At 42.0% G+C, this 25778-nt stretch carries 22 protein-coding genes and 1 pseudogene; 6 read left to right on the forward strand and 17 right to left on the reverse strand.

The genetic code is table 11. The features are described 5' to 3' along the window. Position 1 precedes the first annotated feature (1 nt). The 7 genes and pseudogenes from EQM06_RS10115 to EQM06_RS10140 form a co-directional block, all read right to left on the reverse strand. Positions 2 to 1729 carry a proline--tRNA ligase gene (locus EQM06_RS10115; protein WP_128746323.1) on the reverse strand — a complete coding sequence of 576 codons (1728 nt, stop codon included), beginning with the start codon at positions 1727 to 1729 and terminating at the stop codon, positions 2 to 4. 17 nt (positions 1730 to 1746) lie between these two features. Next, on the reverse strand, positions 1747 to 2232 hold the full coding sequence (gene ispF, locus EQM06_RS13420) for a 2-C-methyl-D-erythritol 2,4-cyclodiphosphate synthase (protein WP_334295836.1): 486 nt from the start codon (positions 2230 to 2232) through the stop codon (positions 1747 to 1749). Between the two features lie 6 nt (positions 2233 to 2238). Further along, positions 2239 to 2886 (reverse strand): annotated as a pseudogene (ispD, locus tag EQM06_RS13425) (2-C-methyl-D-erythritol 4-phosphate cytidylyltransferase); the annotation flags it as partial. Positions 2887 to 2893: 7 nt separating this feature from the next. After that, on the reverse strand, positions 2894 to 3997 hold the full coding sequence (locus EQM06_RS10125; protein WP_128746325.1) for a PIN/TRAM domain-containing protein: 1104 nt from the start codon (positions 3995 to 3997) through the stop codon (positions 2894 to 2896). Between the two features lie 85 nt (positions 3998 to 4082). Then, positions 4083 to 4556, reverse strand: a complete 474-nt coding sequence (locus EQM06_RS10130) for a CarD family transcriptional regulator (RefSeq protein WP_128746326.1) — start codon at positions 4554 to 4556, stop codon at positions 4083 to 4085. A 135-nt stretch (positions 4557 to 4691) separates the two neighbouring features. Then, positions 4692 to 6128 (reverse strand): sensor histidine kinase, encoded by a 1437-nt coding sequence (locus EQM06_RS10135; protein ID WP_128746327.1) that lies wholly within the window; start codon positions 6126 to 6128, stop codon positions 4692 to 4694. 2 nt (positions 6129 to 6130) lie between these two features. Continuing rightward, positions 6131 to 6802 carry a response regulator transcription factor gene (locus tag EQM06_RS10140; RefSeq protein WP_128746328.1) on the reverse strand — a complete coding sequence of 224 codons (672 nt, stop codon included), beginning with the start codon at positions 6800 to 6802 and terminating at the stop codon, positions 6131 to 6133. A gap of 227 nt (positions 6803 to 7029) precedes the next feature. On the opposite strand from EQM06_RS10140, the gene EQM06_RS10145 reads away from it, so the two are divergent. Then, positions 7030 to 8376, forward strand: a complete 1347-nt coding sequence (locus EQM06_RS10145; protein WP_128746329.1) for an APC family permease — start codon at positions 7030 to 7032, stop codon at positions 8374 to 8376. Between the two features lie 147 nt (positions 8377 to 8523). On the opposite strand, the gene radA is transcribed toward EQM06_RS10145, so the two are convergent. The 4 genes from radA to asnS all read right to left on the reverse strand — a co-directional run bounded on the left by radA (position 8524) and on the right by asnS (position 14697). Further along, a complete protein-coding gene (gene radA / locus EQM06_RS10150; protein ID WP_128746330.1) occupies positions 8524 to 9912 on the reverse strand; it encodes a DNA repair protein RadA in 1389 nt (462 codons plus the stop codon). Between the two features lie 236 nt (positions 9913 to 10148). After that, positions 10149 to 12107, reverse strand: a complete 1959-nt coding sequence (locus tag EQM06_RS10155) for an elongation factor G (RefSeq protein WP_128746331.1) — start codon at positions 12105 to 12107, stop codon at positions 10149 to 10151. 166 nt (positions 12108 to 12273) lie between these two features. Further along, on the reverse strand, positions 12274 to 13287 hold the full coding sequence (gene ansA / locus EQM06_RS10160; RefSeq protein WP_128746332.1) for an asparaginase: 1014 nt from the start codon (positions 13285 to 13287) through the stop codon (positions 12274 to 12276). A 12-nt stretch (positions 13288 to 13299) separates the two neighbouring features. After that, the gene (gene asnS, locus EQM06_RS10165) at positions 13300 to 14697 is read right to left on the reverse strand and encodes an asparagine--tRNA ligase (protein WP_128746333.1); all 1398 of its coding nucleotides are present in this window, start codon (positions 14695 to 14697) and stop codon (positions 13300 to 13302) included. 271 nt (positions 14698 to 14968) lie between these two features. Here asnS and EQM06_RS10170 point away from each other — a divergent pair, with 271 nt between their 5' ends. Further along, positions 14969 to 15904 (forward strand): ketopantoate reductase family protein, encoded by a 936-nt coding sequence (locus EQM06_RS10170; protein WP_128746334.1) that lies wholly within the window; start codon positions 14969 to 14971, stop codon positions 15902 to 15904. 58 nt (positions 15905 to 15962) lie between these two features. On the opposite strand, the gene EQM06_RS10175 is transcribed toward EQM06_RS10170, so the two are convergent. Beyond that, complete coding sequence (locus EQM06_RS10175; RefSeq protein ID WP_128746335.1) at positions 15963 to 17057, reverse strand: lipocalin-like domain-containing protein; 1095 nt, start codon at positions 17055 to 17057, stop codon at positions 15963 to 15965. 256 nt (positions 17058 to 17313) lie between these two features. Here EQM06_RS10175 and EQM06_RS10180 point away from each other — a divergent pair, with 256 nt between their 5' ends. After that, positions 17314 to 17874, forward strand: coding sequence for a TetR/AcrR family transcriptional regulator (locus tag EQM06_RS10180; protein ID WP_128746336.1), 561 nt, complete (start codon positions 17314 to 17316; stop codon positions 17872 to 17874). 65 nt (positions 17875 to 17939) lie between these two features. Here the strand turns inward: EQM06_RS10180 and EQM06_RS10185 are convergent, their stop codons facing one another. Further along, on the reverse strand, positions 17940 to 19442 hold the full coding sequence (locus EQM06_RS10185) for an FAD-dependent oxidoreductase (RefSeq protein WP_205666548.1): 1503 nt from the start codon (positions 19440 to 19442) through the stop codon (positions 17940 to 17942). A 93-nt stretch (positions 19443 to 19535) separates the two neighbouring features. Then, positions 19536 to 20222 (reverse strand): SDR family NAD(P)-dependent oxidoreductase, encoded by a 687-nt coding sequence (locus EQM06_RS10190; protein ID WP_128746337.1) that lies wholly within the window; start codon positions 20220 to 20222, stop codon positions 19536 to 19538. A 144-nt stretch (positions 20223 to 20366) separates the two neighbouring features. Between EQM06_RS10190 and EQM06_RS10195 the strand changes: the two genes are divergently transcribed. Continuing rightward, entirely contained in the window at positions 20367 to 20705 is a 339-nt protein-coding gene (locus tag EQM06_RS10195) for a winged helix-turn-helix transcriptional regulator (RefSeq protein WP_128746338.1), read from the forward strand. 50 nt (positions 20706 to 20755) lie between these two features. On the opposite strand, the gene EQM06_RS10200 is transcribed toward EQM06_RS10195, so the two are convergent. The 3 genes from EQM06_RS10200 to EQM06_RS10210 all read right to left on the reverse strand — a co-directional run bounded on the left by EQM06_RS10200 (position 20756) and on the right by EQM06_RS10210 (position 23442). Next, entirely contained in the window at positions 20756 to 21334 is a 579-nt protein-coding gene (locus tag EQM06_RS10200) for an O-acetyl-ADP-ribose deacetylase (RefSeq protein ID WP_128746339.1), read from the reverse strand. Positions 21335 to 21416: 82 nt separating this feature from the next. Continuing rightward, positions 21417 to 22556, reverse strand: a complete 1140-nt coding sequence (locus EQM06_RS10205) for an aldo/keto reductase (protein WP_128746340.1) — start codon at positions 22554 to 22556, stop codon at positions 21417 to 21419. Positions 22557 to 22572: 16 nt separating this feature from the next. Further along, positions 22573 to 23442 carry an SDR family NAD(P)-dependent oxidoreductase gene (locus tag EQM06_RS10210; protein WP_128746341.1) on the reverse strand — a complete coding sequence of 290 codons (870 nt, stop codon included), beginning with the start codon at positions 23440 to 23442 and terminating at the stop codon, positions 22573 to 22575. Positions 23443 to 23627: 185 nt separating this feature from the next. Here EQM06_RS10210 and EQM06_RS10215 point away from each other — a divergent pair, with 185 nt between their 5' ends. Together EQM06_RS10215 and EQM06_RS10220 are read left to right on the forward strand one after the other, a co-directional pair. Continuing rightward, positions 23628 to 24062 (forward strand): MerR family transcriptional regulator, encoded by a 435-nt coding sequence (locus EQM06_RS10215; protein WP_128746342.1) that lies wholly within the window; start codon positions 23628 to 23630, stop codon positions 24060 to 24062. Between the two features lie 171 nt (positions 24063 to 24233). Then, positions 24234 to 25460 (forward strand): IS256 family transposase, encoded by a 1227-nt coding sequence (locus tag EQM06_RS10220; protein ID WP_128746343.1) that lies wholly within the window; start codon positions 24234 to 24236, stop codon positions 25458 to 25460. Positions 25461 to 25778: the final 318 nt, after the last annotated feature.

Here is a 25778-nt window from a genome sequence, read left to right on the forward strand (position 1 = left end):
CTTACTTCTCCTCCTCAACGGTCCGGATGGCCCTGGCGATGGCCTCTGCTGCAGAAATCTCTTCTTTTTCCGTTTCACTTCTTCGCTTATATTCAATCTGTCCGCTGGCAGCCCCGCGGCCTACCGTGATTCGGATCGGGATCCCAAGTAAATCCGCATCCTTGAACTTTACGCCGGGTCTTTCCTTTCTGTCGTCAAGAAGCACTTCGATACCGGCTTTTAAAAGCTTTTGATACATATCGTCAGCCACCTTGGACTGTACTTCATCCTCCGGATTGACCAGCGTAATGATCACATGATATGGGGCAACGGACATAGGCCAAATAATACCGTTCTCATCGTGATGCTGCTCTACAATGGCAGCCAGCGTTCTTGTCACACCAATACCATAGCATCCCATAACAATCAGCTGATCTTTTTGATTTTCATCTTTATAATATGCCCCCATAGATTCGCTGTATTTTGTTCCCAGCTTGAATACCTGCCCGACTTCAATTCCTCTGGCATGTTTCACAGGTGCTCCGCATACTGGACACGGATCTCCAACCTTCAGCAGCTTAATGTCCGCAACGATATCCGCGTTATAATCTCTGCCGTAATTGACATTTTTCATATGGTAATCCGCTTTGCAGGCACCGGCACAAAGGTTCCTAAGGCCGGGTATCTCACTGTCTACTACGATCTTACAGTCGTGCAGACCTACAGGACCTGTAAATCCTCCTACGCACCCGGTTACTGCCGCCATTTTAGCTTCATCTGCAAATTCAATGGCATGCTCCGGAATATTCAGGGCATTTACCAGCTTAGTCCTGTTCAATTCTCTGTCGCCTCGTATAAAAGCTGCCACATAGCCCTTTTCTTTTCCATCGTCATCATAGGTCACAAAAAGTAAGGCTTTCAGGGTCTGGGTCTTATCCAGCTTTAAGAAATCAGCGACCTCTTCAATGGTCTTGGTTCCCGGAGTATGAACTTCCTCCAAAGGCAGTTCCTTTTCATTTGACGCCGGAGCATCTACGCATGCTGCTTTTTCTGTGGTCGCCGCCATATTACATTTTTCACAGTATGCGATCTCACTTTCTCCAACCTCTGATAATGCTGTAAATTCATGAGAATTGCTCCCCCCTATGGCTCCGGTGTCTGCTTCCACCGGTCTGAAATTTAATCCGCACCTGGTGAAGACCTTTTCATAGGCATCATACATATCGTCATAGCTCTTATCCAGATCCTTAAACGTTCTGTCGAAAGAGTACGCATCCTTCATAACGAATTCTCTGCTTCTCATTAATCCGAATCTCGGTCTGGCTTCGTCTCTGTACTTCGTCTGAATTTGATACAAATTTAACGGCAGCTGCCTGTAAGAATTTACGTCACTCCTTACAATATCTGTAAAAATCTCTTCGTGAGTCGGCCCCAGGCAAAATTCTCTGCCGTTTCTGTCTTTCAATCTCCAAAGCTCCGGCCCATATTTGAACCATCGGCCGGATTCCATCCAAAGTTCCGCAGGCTGTACCGCAGACATGTGTATTTCCTGTGCGCCCTTGGCATCCATTTCCTGTCTGACAATCTCCTCGATTTTTCTTACGGAACGCCAGCCGAGAGGCATAAATCCATATACTCCCGATACCAGCTTTCGAATCATCCCTGTTCTTAAAAGTAAAATGTGGCTGGCAATTTCAGCTTCATTTGGCACTTCTCTTAAAGTCTTCAAATGCATGTTCGATAATTTCATTTTCTATAAGATCTCCTTCAAATTTTATTCAATATGCATACAGCTTCTGAAGCAATACCTTCTTTTCGTCCGGTAAAGCCCAGCCTCTCTGTTGTCGTCGCTTTTATATTCACTTTATTATGACTTATTTTTAAAGTTTCAGCAATATTTATTTTCATATCCTCTATAAAAGGCATCAGCTTAGGCTCCTGTGCTATGATGGTCGCATCGATATTGCCTATGCAATATCCACTTGCTTCCAAGAGCTGTAAGACTTGTTCCAACAGCTTCATGCTTGAAATGCCTCTATATCTTTCATCCGTATCCGGGAAATGTTTTCCTATATCACCCAGTGCCGCTGCCCCCAGCAGGGCGTCCATAACCGCATGCACTAAAACATCCGCATCGGAATGTCCGGCCAGACCCAACTCAAAGGGAATGTCCACTCCTCCCAAAATTAAGCGTCTCTCCTTATCAAATCGATGTACGTCATATCCAGTGCCCACTCTGTATTCCATCGGCATATCCTCTTTCGTTGTAATCTTAATATTGGTATAGTCTCCATCCACCAGACATATGGGAAATCCGGCCCGTTCAACCAATACGGCATCATCCGTGCCGTAAAATTTCTCAGAAAAAGCCTGACTGTACGCTTTTACAATCCATTCTCTCTGAAAGCCCTGGGGAGTCTGTATGCTTTTTAGCTGATTCCTGGGTAAGGTACAGGACAGCCGGCCGCTTTCATTCACCATCTTTATGGTATCCTTTACAGGAACAGCGGCTACGGCCGCACCTTCTTCCACTGTCTTTTCAATGACAGCATTAATAATCTCCTGCGTCACGAAAGGTCTGGCTGCGTCATGCACCAGCACACAACCGATATCCTCAGGAAGAAGCTTTAGTCCATTATATACAGAATCCTGCCGTTCGGCTCCCCCTTCGGCCACTCCTTGAAATTTTTCTATGCCTTTCAAGAGTTCTTGGGTCTTCTCTGCAAATTCTTTTGCCGTAACGACAAAAAAGCCGTCAACATACTGATTCCGGCTAAAAGCTAGAGCAGTCTTAACAAGCACAGGCTTCCCTTCTATTTCTAAAAATTGTTTTGGAATACCGCTGCCCATCCGTTTTCCAAATCCGGCAGCGGCTATTATTACAGCTATCTTTTGATTTTTATACATATATATCTTATCTCTTTGGTTTTGCAAAGATCATACGTCCCGCGGACGTTTGCAGTACGCTTGTTACAGTAACCGTTATATTCTGTCCGATATATCTTCTTCCGTCTTCAACAACAATCATCGTTCCGTCATCCAGATAAGCGACTGCCTGATTGCTTTCTTTTCCTTCCTTTACCATGAAAAGCTTCATATCTTCCCCGGGAAGCACTACCGGCTTCAACGTGTTGGCCAGTTCATTAATATTCAGGACCTTTACTCCCTTTATCCCCGCCACCTTGTTCAGATTAAAGTCATTTGTAACAACCTTGCCATTCATGATCTGTGCAAGCTTCAAAAGCTTGACATCCACTTCGGGAATTTCATCCAGAGATTTTTCTGAGGCGGTATTGTAAATATCAATACCATATTCCTCCTGAATCTTATTTAAAATATCCAGGCCTCTGCGACCTCTGTTTCTTTTCAGTCCATCTGATGAATCTGCAATATGCTGCAGCTCCAGCAATACAAACTCCGGAATCACAATATTTCCTTCAATGAATCCCGTTTTCATGATGTCAGCAATTCTTCCGTCAATGATTACGCTTGTATCCAGAATCTTCGGAGTGGCATCCGCCAGCTTACTTTTAGATTTGGAGGATTGTCCTCCTTTGCTCCTTGCCAGCCACGCCCCAGTTATATCCTTGAACCGCTTGGTCGCAATGATCACACCTAGATATCCCATGATGAGATACGTAACGATGCTTAAAATGGTACCGATATAAAAAAATTGGATGGTTGCATAAATCTGGCTCACTAAAAAAGCAATGACCAGACCGACGATCAATCCAAAAGTTCCTGATACAATTTCATTTGTAGAAACACCTTGCAGATCGGACTCAATTCCTTTTGCAACCTTGACGCTGTGCTTGCCGAGACTAGGGGCTGCTCTAAAAAATAAAATTCCAAAAATAATAGCAAAACATAGCGCAGTTACCGCTAACTGTGTTTCTGTGAATTTACTTTCCAAAGAAGTTCCTGATAAGCCATACATAAATTCACTTAATAAGAACACACCATATCCCACCATGGCACCAACGACAGTCAGAATGATCCGTATTAGTTTCTTCAACATCCTGTTTCACCCCCCTTCAAATCTGTTTTTCCCTCAAGAGAGCTTGAGGTTTTATAGCTCAAGATAGTATCGAATCCGGCGAAGATTAAATTGCCCTGTCAATAATATCGTTTGCTTCGTTTTGTCCGATATCCCTAACCAGAATAATTTCACTGAGCAAAATCTGCTTTGCATTGGTCAGCATCTTTTTCTCCCCTGTAGACAACTTTTTTTGTCTGTCCATGCGAACCAAGTTTCGGACGACTTCGGCGACTTCCATAACATCGCCTGTCTTTAATTTTTCCATATTTTCACGATACCTTCGGTTCCAGTTGCTTGGCATCTGGCTTGAATCATCTTTTAAGGCGGAAAGAACCCCCTTTAGCTCTTCCTCAGAAATAATTTCACGCACCCCAACGTCGTTGCTGTTCTCTACAGGAATCATTACTTTCATATCCCCGCAAGGCAACTTCAAGATGTAATATTTTCTTGTCTCGCCTAGAATTTTTTTCTCTTCTATTTTTTCTATGACTCCTGCGCCATGCATCGGATATACGACTTTATCTCCCACGGTATACATAAACAATCCCTCCAATATATACCTCTAGTATATATTATCGGCTCGGTCTATGTCAAGTATATGAATTTTTAATCTTATCACACCGTTTTTTTTTTGTCAATAATAAAATTGCTAATTCCTCTGCAAAAATTTACCTTACGCTTTATCCAATTCAAAGTAAAAGGTACTGCCTACTCCCTTTTCACTTTCTACGCCGTAACGGCCACCGTGCAAAAGGATAATTTCTTTGACGATGGACAGGCCGAGCCCTGTACTCTTTACCTCCCGGACGTGGTTGGTGCTGGCTTTATAATATCGCTCCCAGATCTGATCCAGCTCATCAGGAGCAATACCCATCCCATGATCGGAAACCTCACACCTTACCGCACCGCCTTCATCTAAGATCTTTACATGAACCTCTTTGTCTTCCCCGCAGTATTTGACGGCGTTGTTAAGCAAATTGGATATGACCCGCTTTATTTGATTTTCGTCCGCCTTGACAAGAACTTTCTCCTCCGGGCTCTCCAGAATGAATCGATACCCCTCCCGGCTTTCATAGATTCCCAGAGCGTTTACAATGCTTCGAGCCGCCTCAGAAAGATCAAATTCCCTTTTCTCCAAAGGAGTTACGTGCGTCTGCAGTCTGGAAAGATCCAGCATATCCGTAACCAGTAGGTTTAACCGATCTGCCTCTTCAATAATGACCTCCAAATGGGCATTTCTCTTTTCCGGATTATCTCCGGAAATATCCCGGATCATTTCCGCATAGGATTTGACCATGGTCAAAGGAGTTCTTAAATCGTGGGAAACATTGGCAATCAAATCCTTTCTAAGCGCATCCGTTTTCTTTAGTTCAACCGATGTCATATTTAGGGTATCTGCCAGCTGTATGATCTCGGTATAGTGACCGCCTGAAAAAGGAACGCCATACTCTCCCGCCGCCAGCCTTTCCGCAGATTTTGTGATGCTCCGTATTGGTTTTGAAATCCTGTTAGACAGATATAAGGATAGGCTGAAAGCAATTCCCAAGGAAATAATGGTCACATACATCAGTTGGTTCCTTAGGATTCCCACTGTGGAATCCACCGGGAACAAAGGAGAGAAAATATACAGAATAACTTTCTCATCCGGTGATTTTTTTAAAAAGCTTGCATAAGCTAAGGTTTTTTTATCTCCATGACCGGGATTTTTTTCCGGTATAATCACAGAAGCGCTCTCGCGGTTGTCCTGAAACAACATTTTTCGAACCGTGCTCATTTCGGGCAGATACATATAAATCGGCATCCTGCCCGACTCATTCCCCGGAGAAAACAAGATGGCGTCATCCGTTTCGATCTGGATATACATATCATTGGATACGGACAGGGATCTGATGGTGTCCACAAAGTCTTCCTTTCCATATTTCTCCGCAATGACGTTGGCCACTCTGTTGGTCTCCGTTATCTTCATTTCCTGATAATACGTATTTAAAAAGAAAATCTGCAAAAGCCATAAAAGAGATAGCAATAAAGCAGCAAACAGAACAAAATAAGCCCACAGCTTAAAGTTTATGCTATTCTTATCAAAATGTATTTTCGATAGCTTTATTTTCATTTCTACGCCTCAAATTTATATCCCACGCCTCGCAAAGTAACAATAAAATCTCTATATGGTCCCAGATTATTTCTTAAGTTTTTTATATGGGTATCGATGGTCCGATCATCACCGAAGAAATCATATCCCCAGATATCCGATAACAGCTTGTCTCTGGACAATGCCAGATTGCAATTTTTAGCCAAATAAAACAAAAGGTCATATTCCTTTGGGGTCAGTTCAATCTTTTCACCGTCTACAAGAACCGTCCTTGCAGGAATATTGATGGATAACCCTTTAAAATTAAGAACATCCTGTTCCTCCGGCTGTGCGGAAGCCTTCCTCGTCAGCACTGCATGGACTCTTGCCATCAGTTCCTTGGGACTGAATGGCTTAACTACATAATCGTCTACCCCCAATTCAAAGCCGAACAACTTGTCATACTCCTCCCCTCTGGCTGAAAGCATGATCACCGGTGTATCCTTAAACTTTCTAAGCTCCTTACAGGTGGAAAATCCATCCAGCTTCGGCATCATCACATCAAGAATAATTAAATCATATTCGTTTAATTTGCAAAGTCCTATTGCTTCCATTCCATCTGCAGCTTCATCCACCTCATAGTTGTTAAATTCAGCATATTCTCTTATGACTTCTCGGATTTTAACTTCGTCATCCACGACTAACAATTTACTCATCATGTACCTCTTTTATTATTTTTCATCTCCATCTGCTTTTATTATAAATATCTTAAAGGTTTAAAGTGATGGATTTGTGATAAAAATAAAGATATTCTATGTAATTTTATCACATATTCTAACAGAATTGTTCAAATTTTTTGTTGTTTATTTTTTGTCTGAATGTTAAAATAATTTTATTATTATTTGTTTTTTAAACTAATATTTTTAAGAAATGGGAGAAAAAAATGAAAACCGAATTAAAAGAGAAATATGGCCTCATTACTGCCATTGCAATGGTTGTAGGAATAGTCATAGGAAGCGGTGTCTTTTTTAAAGCAGAAAAGGTACTTAATGCCACTGGTGGCAACCTTCCTCTTGGTATTCTTGCCTGGGTGATCGGAGGCCTGATCATGATTGCCTGCGCATATACCTTTGCCGTTATGGCAACAAGATATCAATACGTAAATGGTATCGTGGATTATGCAGAGGCCACCATGGGCAGCACCTACGGATATTATGTAGGCTGGTTCATGGCACTCATTTATTACCCTACGCTTACCTCCGTGCTGGCCTGGGTATCTGCCAGATATACCTGCGTGTTGTTTGGCTTTGACATTGTGGGCGGTCCCTGTATGACCATGGCATGCTTTTTCCTGATTGCCAGCTATGCGCTGAATACCTTATCCCCTGTGCTTTCCGGTAAGTTTCAGGTGTCGACCACAGTTATCAAGTTAATTCCGTTATTTTTAATGGCCGTTATCGGAACCATCGTAGGGCTGAAAACCGGAATGACTGCACAGAATTTCACAAACGTGGTAACAGAGGTGAATCAGTCACATGCCCTGTTTACAGCAGTTGTTGCCACAGCCTTTGCCTATGAAGGCTGGATCGTTGCTACCAGCATTAATGCCGAATTAAAAGACTCTAAAAAGAACTTACCGATTGCTTTAGTCTGCGGAACCTTTATTATTATGGCCGTATACATTCTTTACTATGTAGGCCTTGCGGGAGCTGTTACCAATAAAGTCATGATGGCCGGAGGAGAAGCAGGAGCGAAGCTTGCATTTGAAACACTGTTTACGAATGTCGGCGGAACACTGATTTTTGTATTTGTCATTATTTCATGTCTGGGCACGTTGAACGGGCTAATGCTGGGCTGTTCCAGAGGGATTTATTCCATCGCCTCGAGAAATGAAGGACCTCATCCAGAGGTGTTCGGACAGGTGGATAAAGTGACCAACATGCCTACCAATTCTTCTGTTTTAGGCGTACTGTTATGTGCCGGCTGGCTGCTGTACTTTTATGGTGCAAACCTGGCAGACCCCAAATGGTTCGGATTTTTCTGCTTCGACTCATCGGAGCTTCCGATCGTATCTATTTACGCACTGTATGTTCCGATCTTCCTTATGATGATCAAAAAGGAAACCGATTTATCTGCATTTAAACGTTTCCTTATGCCGATACTGGCTATCATCGGATGCGTGTTTATGATCGTTGCTGCTTGTTTCTCCCACGGCATCGCCGTTGTTGCATACTTGATCGTATTTGCGATTATCATGCTTATCGGAGCCGTACTTAACAAAAAGAAATAGGCAGAATTGCTTTTAGTTTCATACAAAAGAGCGGGACAGGAACGCTATGGTTTCCTATCCCGCTCTTTTGTATATAAAGGATTAAAATTGGAGGTCGAAAAGACCAAAGCGGTAAACTCGCTTCTTTACGCCAGGCTGTACCGGATCTTATGCAAACTGGGAAATGGCTTCCCGGATGTTGGCAACTCCTACAAGCTTTACATTCTCAGGCGGCTCTTTCATTGCCGCTTCATTTTTTTTCGGCAGAATAATTTTTGAAAATCCCATTCTGCTGGCTTCTCTTACAATTTTCTCACAGTTCTGAACGGATCTTAAATCTCCCGTTAAGCCGATTTCTCCCAATGCCAAAGTCTTGCCGGAAGCGACCTGTCCCTTGAAGGAAGAATAGATAGCCAGTGCGACCGCCAGATCTGTAGAAGTTCCCTCGGGTCTTATACCCCCCACCACATTCACATAGACATCTTGATTGATCAAGGACAAGCCCGCTTTTCTTTCCAGAACAGCCAGCAGCATATTTAACCGGTTGGTATCGATGCCGATGGCCGTTCTTCTTGCAAATCCAATATTCGTGGGAGCGGTCAAGGCCTGAATCTCTAAAAGCAGAGGTCTCGTCCCTTCGTAAACTGCCGTAGCGACAGCTCCCTCTGCTCCATCCTCCATTCCTTCCAGAAAGGTCTTGGATAAGTTTTCAATTTCAACCAGTCCTTCCTCCATCATCTCAAAAGCACCGATCTCACTGGTTGTACCAAATCGGTTCTTAAAGCATCTCAGTATTCTTAATTCCTGATTTCTCTCTCCGGAGAAATTTAAAACACAGTCTACCAAATGCTCCACGATTTTCGGTCCGGCTAATTCTCCCGATTTCGTCACATGGGCTACGATAAAAATCGGAATATTTTTTACCTTTCCCATTTTCATCAATTCATTTCCGCAGGCACGAACCTGCGAAACACTCCCGGGAGCCGAATCCAGTTCTGGTGAGTACATGGTCTGTATGGAATCTATGATCATAAATTCCGGCTTTAATTCTTCTGTAACAGCCGCAATGTTTTCCATACTGGTTTCAGCCAGCAAAAATAAGTTGGTCATATCCCCTTTGCATACTCTGTCACCGCGCATTTTTATCTGCTCCTCAGATTCTTCTCCGGACACATATAAGACCCTTCCATACCGCTCGGCGATGTTAGAAGCTGCCTGTATGATAATCGTCGATTTTCCGATGCCGGGTTCGCCGGATATCAAGGTGAGGGAGCCTTTCACCAAGCCTCCTCCCAAGACCCGGTTCAGCTCCCGAATACCGGTATCCATTCTGGAAAAGCTTCCTGATTGAACGTCTGAAAGCTTTGTTGCTTTTACTCTTTGTCCGGTATGCCCGCCCGCTCCCGATATGCTTCGGCTTCGGCTGTCATTTTCATTGACCGGAAGAACCTTTTCTTCCACCATGGAGTTCCATGCTCCGCAAATACACTGTCCCATCCATTTTGCCGATTCATATCCGCATTCCTGACATACAAATACTGTTTTTGCCTTTTTCATTTTTTACCTCTTTATATTCTAAGCAGCTGCCATGCTGTTTTTACTTTTGTCATTCTATTGGTTTTATTCTTTCAGTATAATTTATATTGAATAAAATGCCAAGGGAAAAGTGGATTTCCCTGATCGGAAAGGATACTTTTCAACACAAAAAAGGAGCAAACCTTGTTGCTCCCTTTTTGACCTGTTTATTTATAAACGAGGAATGTAAATGAAAAAATTTTAAACCTACTACTCTATTATGCTTCCATTTCCGCTTTATGTTTTGCAATAATTTTTTCTGCCAAATGTGCCGGTACTTCTTCATACCGTTCAAATCTTTGTGTAAAGGATCCTCTTGCCTGTGTCATGGCTCGTAAGGATACGGAGTAATCAAAGACCTCTGCCTGCGGAGCTTCTGCCAGAAGCTTCTGTCCGCCGCCCTGAATCGGCTCCATTCCAAGGATTTTTCCTCTTCTCTTGTTCATATCGCCCATGACATCTCCCATATAGTCATCGGGAACCGTGATTTCCAGATGCATGACCGGCTCCAAAAGACAAGGCTTTGCTTCCACAATTCCCTTTTTAAAGGCTAAGGCAGCAGCTATTTTAAAGGAGATTTCGTTTGAATCCACATCGTGATACGATCCATCGTAAAGCACCGCTTTTACATTGACCACTTTACAGCCTGCAAGCGGTCCCTTCTGCAAGGACTCAATCAAGCCTTTCTCAACGGCGGGAACATAATTTTTAGGAATAGAACCGCCAAATAGTTGCTCAGAAAATTCAAATTCCTGATCGGAAGGAGAGAACCGGATGTGTACATCCCCATATTGTCCTGCTCCGCCGGATTGTTTTTTATGTTTGCCCTGAACGTCCGATTGTCCTTTAATGGTTTCTCTGTACGCAATTTTCTGAGGGACGGTCTTTACGGAAACCCCAAATCGGTCTTTCAGTTTCGCGATGATGATCCCCAGCTGAATTTCTCCCTGGCCCCCCAACAACGTCTGATGCGTTTCATTATTTCTGGTGACCATAAAAGACGGATCTTCCTCTCTCAGCTTGTTCAGCCCGGTTCCCATCTTCTCCTCATCTCCTTTGTCTACCGCTTCAATAGCGATAAAATAGGAAGGTTCCGGATAGTCCAAAGGTAGATACCTTATCACATCACTCTTATCACACAGCGTGTCTCCTGATAGAGTGTACTGGAGCTTTGCCACGGCAACGATATCTCCGGCCTCCGCATAATTCAGCTCCAACTGGTTCTTTCCTCTGAGGAAGAACAACTTCCCCAATTTTTCAACCTTGCCTGTTCTCTCGTTTAAAACCTCCGTACCGGAATTGATCTTGCCCGTGATAACCTTCATGATGGAAATCTTACCGACAAAAGGGTCAACAATGGTCTTAAACACAAAGGCCGACATGGGAGCATCCACCACAGATACTCTTTCTATATGTTCATTTTGATCATTAAATCCATAGTAAGGGCCGTGCTCCAAAGGAGTCGGTACATATGTAATGAGCAGGTCAAGCAGACCTTCGATCCCATGCCCCAGCGAGAAAGCCGAAGAGCAGACGGGAACGATAACTCCGTCAGCAATGCCGTGTCTCAAGCCCTTTCTGATCTCATCATCTGTAAATTCGTCTCCGTTAAAATACTTGTCCATTAATGCATCATCCGTCATGGCAATGGCTTCTTTCAGGCCTTCATCGATTTCTGCTGAAAGCGGCCAGCTGAAAGGAATCAGTGTATCGCCAAATTTTGCTTTTAATTCATCAAAGGTCTTATAAAAATCAAACTCATCTTTATCTCTTTTATTTATAACAATAAATCTTGGTTTCTTATATCGTTCACAAGCTTTCCAAGCCTGCTCGGTTCCTACCTGAATACCTGCACCTGCATCCACCAGGATCACAGCTGCTTCCGCAGCTCGCAGTGCCGCATTGACTTCACCAATAAAATCGAAATATCCTGGGGTATCAATAAAGTTTATCTTGCTATCTTTCCATTCAATCGGAACGACAGAAGTGTTAATTGAATAGCCTTTTTCAATTTCCATCTTGTCGTAGTCAGATACTGTATTTCCGTCTTCAACTCTGCCAAGTCGGTTAATTACGCCTGTTGCCAATAAAGCTGATTCCAAAAATGTAGTCTTACCACATCCGCCATGTCCAACAAGTGCAACGTTTCTAATAGTATCGCTCGTATAGCCCTTCATAAATAAGTCCTCCCAAAATTTATTTTTTTGCAATGTCTGCCGTGTTGTATACACGACCCATTACCCCCTCATTATAACATTGGAGCTTATATATGGCAAATAAAATCGTCAGAATATTTGATTTATCTGACGATTTTGCTCGATACTTCTGTTCAGTTGTTGTGTTCTAGACGTCGCGGGACAGCTCGCCCCGAATATCGCTTTCCATGAGAATCCGAATCTCCTTCGGCTCATACTGCCTGCTCAGCAGATAATATAATTTGGTGACCGCTGCCTCTACGGTCATATCGAAACCGCAGATAGCTCCGGCTTCCGCAAGGTGCTTGCTGGTTTCATACTGTCCGATTGTCGCCGATCCTCTGGGGCACTGGGTGCATACAATGATATAGGTTCCATTGGATTTTGCCTTTTGCAGCATTCGGATCATGGAATCATCGTTTTGCGGTATATTTCCTGCACCAAAGGCTTCTATTACAATACCTTTCAATTTATCCGTCATAATATTTTCAAAGATTTCAAACTGGATGCCCGGAAAAATCTTCAATACGGCAATTTGATTGTTCTCGAAGGGACAGAAGGTCAGTTCTTTGCTCTCCGCCCGAATTCGTTTCTGATGCAGTGTAATATTTACACCGGCCTCAGCTAAGGGACCGTAATTAGGTGAATCAAAAGCAATGAGCATATCGGAGCTGACTTTCGTAGACCGATTCCCTCTGATCAGCTTTCCGCCGAAATAAATACACACCTCCGGAATACTGTACTCCGCCGCAATAATCATAGAAGTGATCAAATTCTCTCTGGCATCGCTCCTAACTTTACAGAGTGGGATTTGTGAGCCCGTGAGAATAATAGGCTTTGACAAGCCCTGCAGCATGAAGGATAAAGCGGACGCCGTATACGCCATGGTATCTGTTCCGTGCATCACGACGAAGCCGTCGTAATCGCAGTACCGTTCCCGTATATCCTTTCCGATCTGATTCCAATTTTCAACCGTAATGTTAGAGGAGTCCAAAAGCGGCGCATATTCAATAAAATCATAGTCAGGCACTTCCGCTTCTTTAAACTCCTGCATGCTCCGCAAGGTTTTCTCCATATATCCGGGTACGGGAGCATAGCCGTAGGGTGTTTCTTTCATTCCGATCGTACCGCCTGTATAAATAATACAGATTCTATTTTTCAATTCATTTCTCCTTTAGAATTCAGCTGTTTTTGGCGTTCTAGGGAACGGCAGTACGTCTCGGATATTGCCCATGCCGGTCACATACATGATAATTCTTTCAAATCCCAAGCCATATCCCGCATGCTTCACTCCGCCGTATTTTCTGAGATCCATATACCACCAGTAATCTTCTTCCTTAAGACCAAGTTCCTTCATACGTGCCACAAGAACATCGTATCGTTCCTCTCTCTGGCTTCCGCCGATGATTTCCCCCACGCCCGGAACCAGAAGGTCACAGGCAGCAACGGTTTTATTATCATCGTTTAATCTCATATAGAAGGCTTTGATCTCTTTTGGATAGTCTGTTACAAATACAGGCTTTTTAAAGATTTCCTCCGTAATATACCGTTCATGCTCTGTCTGTAAGTCAATCCCCCATTCCACCGGATATTGAAACTCTTTTCCGGATTGAAGCAGTAGATCCACTGCTTCCGTATAAGAGATACGGGCAAAATCATTACTGATAATATTGGTCAATCTGTCGATCAGCCCTTTGTCCACAAAGCTATTGAAAAATTCCATCTCTTCCGGAGCATTTTCAAGAACATAATGAATAATATACTTAATCATAGCTTCTGCCAAATCCATGTTATCCGTCAAGTCTGCAAAGGCTACTTCCGGTTCGATCATCCAAAATTCGGAAGCGTGTCTGGCCGTATTGGAATTCTCCGCCCGGAATGTGGGTCCGAAGGTATATACGTTTCGGAATGCCAATGCAAAGGTCTCCGCTTCTAATTGTCCGCTCACGGTCAAACTGGTTTCCTTGCCAAAGAAATCCTGACTGTAATCAATCTTTCCATCCTCAGTCCTAGGGGGATTTTCCATATCCAAAGTCGTTATCCGGAACATTTCTCCGGCACCCTCACAGTCGCTTCCCGTCACGATAGGGGTATGAACATATACGAAATTCTGTTCCTGAAAAAACTGGTGAATGGCATAAGCCACTAAAGACCTCACTCGAAAAACCGCAGAAAAGGTATTGCTTCTGGGTCTCAAATGTGCAATTTCTCTTAAGAATTCAAGACTGTGTCTCTTCTTTTGAAGGGGATAATCCGCATCAGCCCCAGCTTCTATAACCACTTCTTTCGCTTTTATTTCAAAGGGCTGCTTTGCTTCCGGGGTCCGAACCAACGTTCCTCTGACCATTAAAGCTGCAGCAATCGGTGCTTTGGCAATCTTATCAAAATTCTCTATCCCATCCTGTTCATAAACAATTTGAACGGATTTAAAAAATGAGCCGTCGTTCAGCTCGATAAATCCAAATTTATTGGAGCTTCTGTTCGTTCTTACCCATCCTCTTATAAGCACTTCTTTGTCGGCATAAGCGTCTGTGTTTCTGTAAAGCTCTCTGATCTGTATATCTTTTTCCATTTCTCTAAACTCCTCGTTCTTTTTCTGTGCCTTAAAAGGCTGTATAGATTTATTGTATATGAAAAAGAGTCCTTGTGCAAGGGCTATCTAATCATTATGTCCTGTATTCCCGGCATAAATCCCGGGAATATAAAATTACGTAAAATATATAGTTGCTATGGCAGGCAAAAGGTCAATCAAATTATGCCGGCCTCAATTTCAGTAAAAAAATTGAACTGTGCCGACAGTTTATATATAATATAATTGCAGCTGATATAGGAGGATATGGAATATGAAGAAAATTGAGACCACCGCCATTGTGGGAATGGGTGCCCTGGGGCTTTTATACGGTACTTATATCATGGACAAAAAAGGTTCTCAGAGTGTCTGTTATGCAATGGATACGGAACGGGTGAAGAAATATAAAGATCAGATATTTTATAAAAACAAAAAACCATATAAATTACATATTTATGACTTTAAGGACATGAAACCGGTGGATTTGCTGATTGTGGCCGTGAAATATACCGGTCTGGAATCAGCGATAGAGGGGATGGCCGGCTGTGTCGGTGAAAATACAGTTATTCTGTCCGTGCTCAATGGCATTTCCAGCGAAGATATGCTTGCAAAGAGATATGGACGAGAGCATTTAATTGACACGGTGGCTCAAGGTATGGATGCTGTAAAATTTGGAAACGAACTGACCTTTACCCAAATGGGCGAGCTGCGCATTGGGGTGAAAGAAGCTTGCGAGCGGAAAAATTTAGAGGCAGTCCAAGCTTATTTTAATGAAATCGGCATGCCCTATCAGACGGATGAGGACATCATTCAACGGATGTGGGGAAAATTTATGCTGAATGTGGGCGTCAATCAATCCTGTATGGTGTATCAGACCAATTATGGCGGCTGTATGGCCGCAGGAGAAGCAAACCGAACCATGATAGCCGCCATGCGAGAAGTCATTGCCATTGGTCTGGCAGAGGGCGTTCAGATCGGGGAGAAGGATTTAAATGAATATGTAGCACTTATTGGAACCCTGTCGAAGGAAGGGATGCCCTCCATGCGTCAGGATGGGGTGGCAAAACGTCCCTCTGAGTTAGAGATCTTTGCCGGAACAGTGCTAAAACTGGCAAAAAAGCACGGTATCCTCGTCCCGGCCAATCAGTATTTATATGACAAGGTCAAAGCAATAGAGGCGGAATATAGCAGCACCCCCATTGAAAATTAAGGATAGTATGGCTCTCCTGCTTTTTCATTGCTATACGTTTTTATTTTTTGACTCCGTTCTATACATCCGCATCCAGACCAAAGTACATCAGTTCCCATATAGAAGGGGCTGAAACGCTTTCGTTCACTTTACCGTTTTCTATTTTTTCAACTGTAACGGTTCCCCCAAGCCGGTTATAAGTCGGAGCAAGCCCTGCCATTTTCATTCCCAGTCTTTTGAATCTGGATGCCGGCTTTCCATCAATTCCTGCTGTAAGATCCTTCTTTTCCAAATGTTCTTCCATTTTATAAGTTACAATGTAATGCTGCTCGCCGTCATCGTAATCATAAATCAGTGACTTATAGTAATGTTTTCCTGTCACCTCATCAAAAGCTGCATCTTCCTCTCTATACGAAAGATATTTATTCTCATCTCCAAGAATCCTGCCGCCCTTTGCGATCATAAAGATTGGAAAATGTTCATATCCATACTTTTTCTGAGCAGTAATATAACTGCTGATCACCTGATATTCCCCGACCTTTGCTCTTCCCCAATACCAGTGATGCATTAATTTGAACATTGCGGTGTTTCCCCAGTTATGGTCATGATAACCGGTACCGGATAACTTCTCTGTTTTTCCATCCATAGTAATTTCTGCATAGACATCTCCTTCCGGGACACATGGAATCCATGCAAAATAGTCATTATCTCCATATGCGATATATCCGGTTCCATGTCTCCACGCCGGGACATTCCCGGTCAGAGTAACATTGATATTGACCTTTTCGGATTTATAGAAGATATGATACGTGTGTAAATCTCCCTCAAATACACTATCCCCTATTACCGCATGACAATGCTCTTTTGAAAAACTGCATTTCTTCGGGTCTACCTTAAACTCTTCTTCAATCTCCAGTCCGTCTGGCCGCGTTAAGTGAAGGGATACGTATGGTTCAAATCCATCTTTTACAGATACATAAGAATCTGTAAAAAATGTAATAACCAGAGAAGAGGAATCTTCTAATTTAGTATCAAAATACCACCATTCAAATTCACCTTTTTTCCCTTCTGTGCGGAGTCCATCCTCCCACTGTTCAACAGAATCTTTCTGTATCCCATATTTTTTATAATCTGCTGATGTTTCTGCAAAATATGCCGGTATTATCTTACTCATAATGATGACCCCTCTATCTATAATGTTACCGCAATATCGTTGGCTCTCCAAACAGCACTCTTTAAGGTTCCAATATCCGAAGCTGTAAAAAGAACCTCATATTTTTTCTCCATCAGAATTCTCCTTCCATAATCAAACACCTGTTGATTCTCTCGAGAATTATTGTATAATCATAACAGAAGCAAAACAATATGCAATATTCTAATTTCTGTAGTATAACCAACACCGAAAAGGAATATGTGGGGAAGGGGTAATTATGGCAGATCGCCGAATAGAAAAAACACTCAGTAATATTGATAAATGTTTTTACGAATTGCTAAAAGAAAAGGATCTGCATCATATCACAGTAAAAGATATCTGCGACAAAGCAAATATTAACCGGTCTACGTTCTATACCCATTATCAAGACTATTATGACTACTTAGAATACCTTGAAATGGATATGGCAAAGCGTTTTTTGGAAGCTATGTCAAAGTACCGCTATGACATGGATTTTGAAGAAGTAACTGATGCATTGTTCCATTGTATAAAAGAAAACAAAGATTTATTCTATTTTATGTTTCATGACAAAAGTACCAGAAAAGGAATCCAGTTTATTCTGGATTCCTTAAAAAGCATCGTCATCCCCATATGGCGGAAGGAAAGTAACATTTCTTCTGAACAGGCCGATCTGTTATTTATTTATGTAACAGCAGGGGCATCTGAATTACTGAGAACCTGGTATAACAGTGATTTTAGTATTGATGAAAATATTATGAAACCTTTGTTTCAGAATGTAATTAAATATGGGCTGTATGATTTTGTTTATACAAAATAAATTAATCTTTTTATAATTCTGAAATACGCTCTTATTCAGAAGCCGTTAATTAAAGAATACGATTACTAAAGGTTAGTCCAATTCTTACCCAAAAAATATCCTTCAGTATAGTTATGGCCTAAGTTCAAACCGCCGATCGTTAAAGGATAATCATTAGCTCCATAAAAGTTGCCAGCGACATTACCGGCTGCATAAAGTCCTGGAATTGGTTTCCCCTCCGGTGTTAAGCACTGCAGTTTTCCATTGACTTCAACACCTGAATCAGCATGAGTAAACCTAATGTGTTTATGGATTCCATAATATGGCGGTGTATCTATCGCTTTCATATATTTCGCTGGAACGCCAAAGGCAGTATCTTCCCCAGCTCCAGCCATTGCATTATACTGCTTAACGGTATCTATAAAGGCTGTCTTGTCATCAATTTTTAATTTATCTGCTAATTCTTCCAACGTATCGGCCTTGAAGGTTGCAATTAATTGCGGCATCACGCCTTTGTGTTCTATATCTTCTTCCGGCATGAAGTTCTTCAAGTCTTCCGGATTCGTTAATGTGCCGGAAAAATCCTTCATTTTTTCCATATAAGCAGAATCAAATATTTGATAATAGTTTCCGCTATCTTCTTTGGACAGCAGATAATTGCACATTACTGACATCCCTAAGGTTTCATTGCAGAAACGATTCCCGTCCTTCTTGACACGTAAGAATGGCATATCCCACATTGGGCCTGAATCCATGTCGTGACACATTTTTGTGTGAGCTATATTTTCAATTTTACCGCCTGCCCAAACAATCATCTTATGACCATCGCCCGTTCTGCCGGTTCGCTTATTCTCCAGATTTATGGCATCAGGCAAGTAATAGTTCTTCATTGCTTCATCATTTTGATAATCGCCAGTTGCGATGATCACGGCTTTTTTTGCGTTGAATTGAATATATTTTCCATCCTGTTCGCCAATCACACCAATGATCCTATCGCCGTCTTTAACAAGCTGCCTGGCTGGGGTATCATAGAAAAATTTGACTCCCTTTTTAACGGCCAATTCGGCGAGATCTCTCATTCCCGCACCTGTATCATAGGGTTTAGGTCCGAAAAAGGACGATACAAAATCAATTTTATAGTTATTTTCCTTAATTAATTCCGCCTGTGCACCGTTGCCCAAGTCAAAAATCTGTGCACCGGCCTCCTGTCCTTTCTCGAGCAGCCAACTGATCGCTTCCCCGGAGTTTTGAATCCAGAGTTCAATCAATTCTCTCTTTGGACGGTTATCAGAATCCTTTTCCAAGTGAGTTGCTAAATGAGCTAAGTCGGCGGAGTCACTTTTGCCTAAATTAATTCCCGCACCAATATTGCCATTTGCAGCTGCCGTAGCTTCTTTCTGAACAACGGCAACTTTGGCCCCTGATTCAGCCGCTGCTAATGCTGCAGGTATACCGGAGGAACCCGCACCAACAACCACGAGATCAAATTCTTTTATCCCCGCAACATCGCTAATTGGTGCCGGCTTTTCCAAAAATGAAGGGACATGTTCCGTATAAGTACCTGTTGAAATATTCATTTTGTCTGTCATGTTAATAAACCTCCTTAAGTTGATAGGGAAAATTCAATAATAAAACGCTATGTTTTTTAAGTTCGTAAATACTTTGTCGGCCGAAATATCGTGTCAAAACACCATTGTTTTCGGGGTAACGCCTTTAGGGTATTCCTGTTCACCGTCAAGCTTTTCCGTATATACCTGATACCACATCTTTGCAATCATGTCGGGGTCATTTACAGAACTTGTTCCCGCTTTTATCATCAGTCCTAATGAACGGTGCGCCACCAGAATCCCCTTGGGAGATAATTCTGTATGCAAGTTAGCGATATAGCTACGCAATCCTGCCATGGCGATACCAATGTTGCCCAGCATAGGCATTGGATACAGGGCAGACAATCCTGTGGTAAAAAGCAATGCTCCTTCGCTGCGTTCCAGCATATCCGGAAGCAGGCTGTTGACTACATTAATCGCACTTATTACAAACCCTTCAAAGGGAGCTGTGGCATTTTCTACCGTCGTGTCCACCGCCGTGGCAGGAAGGGATGTTGTCGGTACCGGGCTGAGTTCCATAACGTCTATTGCTCCATATTTTGCTTTAATATCAGCCATGGCCTTCTCAACCGCTTCTTTTTTCGTTAGGTCCGCAAGATAATAAGAAGCCTCGATTCCTTGAGTATTCAATTCATTCACCATGGACTGAAGCTTTTCTTCATTTCGCGCTATTAGTGCAATTTGAAAATCTCCTTTCCCGAAAACCTTCGCTAGAGATAACCCCAGCCCTTTTCCGGCGCCTGCAATTACCATTGTTTTCATTATAACACCATCCTTTCAAACGTTTATTGGATTATTGACAATTTTATTATATCGCGGTAATATAAAATGTAAACCACGCAAAATATTTTAACTAAGTTACTTTTAGTACACTTACTGTATAAACATTCGATTGTGAGGTGCAGCATGAGAAACGCGGATCATCCTTGTGCAAGATTCATAAGGCAGATTATAGATATTTTTGGCGGCAAATGGTCCTTTGCCATCATATGTGAATTACACACAGGACCCAAACGGTTTAATGAAATACGCAATGATTTAGGAATCAGCACAAAATCGCTGTCCGATGTCTTAAAGAACCTTGAAGCAAACGGTATTGTAACGCGGACGGTTCATTCGGCTGCGCCAATAACTGTGGAGTATGCCTTAACAGAAAAGGGCAGTGACTTCGAAGAGGTTTTCATTAAAATGAGTGAATGGGGAATGAAGTGGCTTCATCAGAGCTCTTCTGAGGAAATGCGTTGAGGACAGCATCCCCTTGGTGAACAAATCTTTCATCCTCTGATTTTTAACAATTATTCGATTATGCGATTTTTTATCTCTGACAGTTCTATGGCATTTGATGTAAGATATTCCTGAAACATATTATAAGTGTTCGGATTAAAGCAGGAATAAATGACTTTCATTCCATAGTCTTTATTTTCAGCGAGCCAATTTATCACACTACCAATGGCAATAGGAATTGCTTTTTCTAATGGGTATCCGTATACCCCTGTTGAAATTGCCGGAAATGCAATACTATGAACGCCATATTTCTTTGCGAGTTCAAGAGAATTTCTGTAACAGCTTTCCAGATCAACTTCATCTTGCTCTTTCCCTGAATAAATCGGTCCAACTGTATGAATAATGTAATCTGCTTTTAGGTTATATCCTTTTGTAATCTTTGCTTCTCCAGTTTCACAGCCATATAACGTGCGGCATTCCTCAAGCAATTCTTTACCGGCTGCTCTATGAATTGCTCCATCGACTCCGCCTCCGCCCAGCAAACTTTTATTAGCTGCATTTACAATGCATTCACAATTTAACTTCGTTATGTCACCAATATCAAAACATATATGGTTCTCTGGCTTTGGCTCTTTATTTTCATCTATCATCACTTTTATCAGCTCCTTATTCCATAAGAAAAACTTATTCCAACTACGATAATCATAACTCAATAACAGATTTTTTTCAACTTTATGACCATAATCTCATAGCACCTGCAAAGCCCTCCGACACCTCCTGAAGGTATTCGGGGATTTTAAGATGCTGTGGGCAAATTTCCTCGCATTTGCGGCACTTGATGCAATCATCCGGCTTGCCCCGGGTGCCCTGTAGCTGCAAGTAATAACCGGTTTGAATGGCCATATCCTTGTCAGTCGCCAGTTCAAATGTATTATATAGGGTAAAATATTCAGGAATAGCGATATTTTTTGGGCAATGGGTTTCACAGTAGCGGCAAGCGGTACAAGGGATTTTAATGCCTTCTCTGATTTTATCTATGGCCTGATTCAAGACAGCTTGTTCTTCACCCGATAACGGCTTGAAATCCTCCATATAGCTCACGTTGTCATTCAGCTGCTCCAAGTTCGACATTCCGGATAACACCATGAAAACATTCTCTTGGCTTGCAGCAAATCGCACCGCCCACGAAGCCGGGGATAACGTAGGGTTATACTCCCTCAAAATGTGCTCGGCATCCTTGGGAACATTTGCCAGTGCTCCGCCCTTTACAGGCTCCATAACAACAATCGCTTTACCATGTTTTTTGGCTACTGCATGGCATTTTTCCGACTGGATGGCAATATCGTCCCAGTCCAAATAGTTGATCTGCAGCTGCACAAAATCTACATAAGGATTTTCAGTCAGTATCTCGTCCAGCAGATCGGGCGTGTCATGGAAAGAAAAGCCTGTTTTTTTAGCTTTCCCCGATTCTTTTATCCTGCGCAGAAAATTAAAACTATCCAGTTTCCTTGCAGTCTTGTAGGTTTTGACGTCCACGCTGTGTAAAAGGTAATAATCAAAATGGGAAACACCGCAGCGTGTAAGCTGCTCCTGGAATATCTGCTCCTGTTGCTCCTTACTTTGTAAGATTGCAAGTGGCATCTTTGTTGCTACATCAAACTGTTCTCGCGGATAACGCTTTGCAACGGTTTCACCGAATGCCTTTTCACAGGCTCCGAAGTGATAGAAATACGCTAAATCAAAATAACGAAAACCCTTAGCCATAAACACATCAACCATTTTATTTAATTGATCCATATCAATGCTCGCCTGATTAGCAGGGTCTGTCACCGGCAGACGCATAAAACCAAAGCCTAACTTTTTATTATTCATTATACTTTCCCTCCAATCATACGTTCATATAGGGCTCTGCAATTTTCATGCAATAATCCCACAAGATTTTTTCGTTTGCTTCGGTGTAATATCTTTCTGCTGCCTTCTCGAAGCCCTTTGGGCCGATGTAGAAATCGTTCTTATTCTTCATTTCATCGGAAGTTGCAGCAAAAATAGTAGGTGCAGCACCTTTTTCTACTGAGGTCATCATTGGACGCCATAAGAAAAATAAAATTTTCATTGGAAGAGGTCTGTTTCCCGTATTACCAAGATTGGTTCTGGCAGAGCCTGGATGCACACAGTTAAAGGTGATCCCTTGGATTCCAATCTCCTCGCAGTATTTCACAAAGTGCCGCATGATCCAAATATCATAGAGCTTAGATACCCCATAGACTTTGCCATAAGAATAATGCTCTTTCAATTCAATATCATCCATAAAAGGAGCACCGCCTTGGTCATGTGAAGCAGAAGAAACCGTTATCACACGACCTTCACCACTTTTACTGAGGGGCTCCAGCAGCAGATAGGTCAGCAGGAATGGGGCAAAAGCATTGACCATGATGGTCTTTTCATGACCTTCGGCAGTCGCTTCCCACGTGCTGCCATACTGATTACCGGCATTGTTGATAAGCACATCCAGATGGCCGTATTTCTCCTTGAACTCATCCGCCATACGCTTGATATCAGCAAAGGACTCTAAATTGGCAAGAAGCAGATCAATTTTATCACTGCCTGTTTCTTCTTTCAGTTCTTGTACGGCTGCTTCAGTTTTTCCTTTGTTTCGTCCGTGAACTATAATGGTGTGACCTTGCTTTGCCAGCTCCTTAGCGGCTTCCTTACCAATACCGCTTGTTGCTCCGGTGATTAACATGATTTTATCTTCCATATCGTTCCTCCCAATCCTTATTTATGATTCCATCAACTTGTACGATTTAACATCTTTATAACAAATCACTTCAAAATAAGTATAATCCTAAAGTCCACTTTAGAGTCAATAGTTTTTGTAAAAAAGCTTGACCATAAGGTGAGCTTTAGGTATATAATATGAGCGGTGGAAAAGGAGGCGCAAATATGAGCTATACGATAAAGCAGGTTTCTGAAATGATAGGACTGTCCATCCCCACTTTGCGCTACTACGACAAAGAGGGCCTACTGCCCAACTTGCAGCGCAGGGAGTCAGGCTATCGAGTTTTTACCGACGATGATCTCGAGACAATTCGAGTAATTGAGTGCTTCAAGCAGTCAGGCTTACAGATTAAGGAAATGAAACACTTTATGCAGCTTGTGCAGCAGGGAGATTCCACCTTGCAGGAGTGTCACGATATCTATCAAAACCAAGTAAAACGCCTTGAAGAAAAGATTGCTGTCTTGCAGGAGGCGTTGGACGTGTCAAAAATAAAACTAAGCTATTATGAAGAAGCCCTTGCTGCCGGAACAGAAACCGAAATTTTGAAGCAGTACCGTGAAAAATGGTCGGGCAAAGCTTCGTGCGTTGGTGATAAGTAGTTATTGATGGCGGATGCAGCAAAAGATGGGTGACACGTTAAACCATTTTAGAGGAACACAAAACAGGGCTGGCCGACGCTGAGTAAAATTTTGTGTAAATACGAATAAATAAACTTCCTTACTGTCAAGAATGGACATATACACATTCAAGATAGAAAGGAAGCTTTTTTAATGGGAATGATACCAAGAGAGACAATTCAAGAACTGATTAAGGAGCAGAATTTCACCAACACTACTGATGTTATGACTGCAATTAAGGATATGTTCAAGGATGTGCTCCAAGAGATTATGGAAGCTGAGTTGGATACCGAATTAGGATATGACAAACGAGCTAGAAGACCTAGTTCAGGCTCGGATGATTTGTCGAAAAACTATAGAAACGGTCATTCAAAGAAGACAATCAAAACACAGCTTGGAAAAGTTCAGGTGAGTATTCCAAGAGATAGAAATGGCGAATATGAACCGCAAATAATTGGAAAATATAGTAGAAATGCTGATGGCATGGATGAAAAGATAATATCACTTTATGCTACTGGAATGAGCACAAGGGATATTTCAGAACAAGTGAAAACTCTTTATGATATTGAAATTTCACCCGAGCTTGTCAGTAAGATTACAGAAAAGATCATGCCCCAAGTTGCCGAGTGGCAGAATAGAGGATTAGAGCCCGTTTATCCATTTGTATTTATGGATGCAATCCACTACAAAATCAGAGAAAATCATCAGATTGTCACAAAGGCTGCATATGTAGTTTTAGGCATCAATATGGAGGGATACAAAGAAATCTTAGGCATTTGGATTGGTGAAAATGAGAGCAGTAAATTTTGGCTTGGAGTCCTCAATGACTTGAAAAGTCGAGGTGTAAAGGATATATATTTATTCTGTGTAGATGGTTTAAACGGGTTTAGAGAAGCTATAGGGGCTGTGTATCCAAAAGCCGGAATACAAAGATGTATAATTCATCAAATACGTTCTTCTTCCAGGTTTGTATCATATAAGGATATTAAGCTATTTATGGCTGATTTAAAACTCGTTTATACGGCTGTTACTGAAGAAAGCGCACTAGACAATCTTATGGAATTTAAGAATAAATGGGCTTCAAAATATCCCGCAGCAATTAGGAGCTGGGAAGACAACTGGGATATACTTTCCACTTTTTATGCATACCCCGCGGCCATCCGTAAGATAATATATACTACCAATATTATCGAGGGCTTGAATCGCCAGTACAGAAAAGTTACAAAAACTAAATCTGTATTTCCAAATGATGATGCTCTTCGAAAGATGCTATATCTGGCATCTGCAAATATTGTAAAAAAGTGGAGCCTAAGATACAGAGACTGGGATGTAGTTTTGAACCATCTTGCAATTCTGTTTGAGGACAGAGTCATAAGCTAATTCAATAAACTTGCCCTTATAAAATAGTATTGCCCGAGGATGCCGGAAGCATTCATGCAATACATGCATACTACCGCCACCGTCAGGCAAAAATATCCACTATGAGGCAAGGTGGATTGTGTTTCAATCGTCTGAAACCTTAATTTAAAATCCATATTTCTTACAGTAAGGAAATTCTAATTACACAAAATTATTTACAGCCCCAATTATTCTGTAATAAATTTTAATTTGTACTACTTAAAACAACTTTTTAAATCGAATTTTATTCGTCTGCTGATGTTTTATTCCTTTTTATTTTAACTTAGGCAAAATCAATCC

Source organism: Aminipila luticellarii, from assembly GCF_004103735.1.
Lineage (GTDB): Bacteria > Bacillota > Clostridia > Peptostreptococcales > Anaerovoracaceae > Aminipila > Aminipila luticellarii.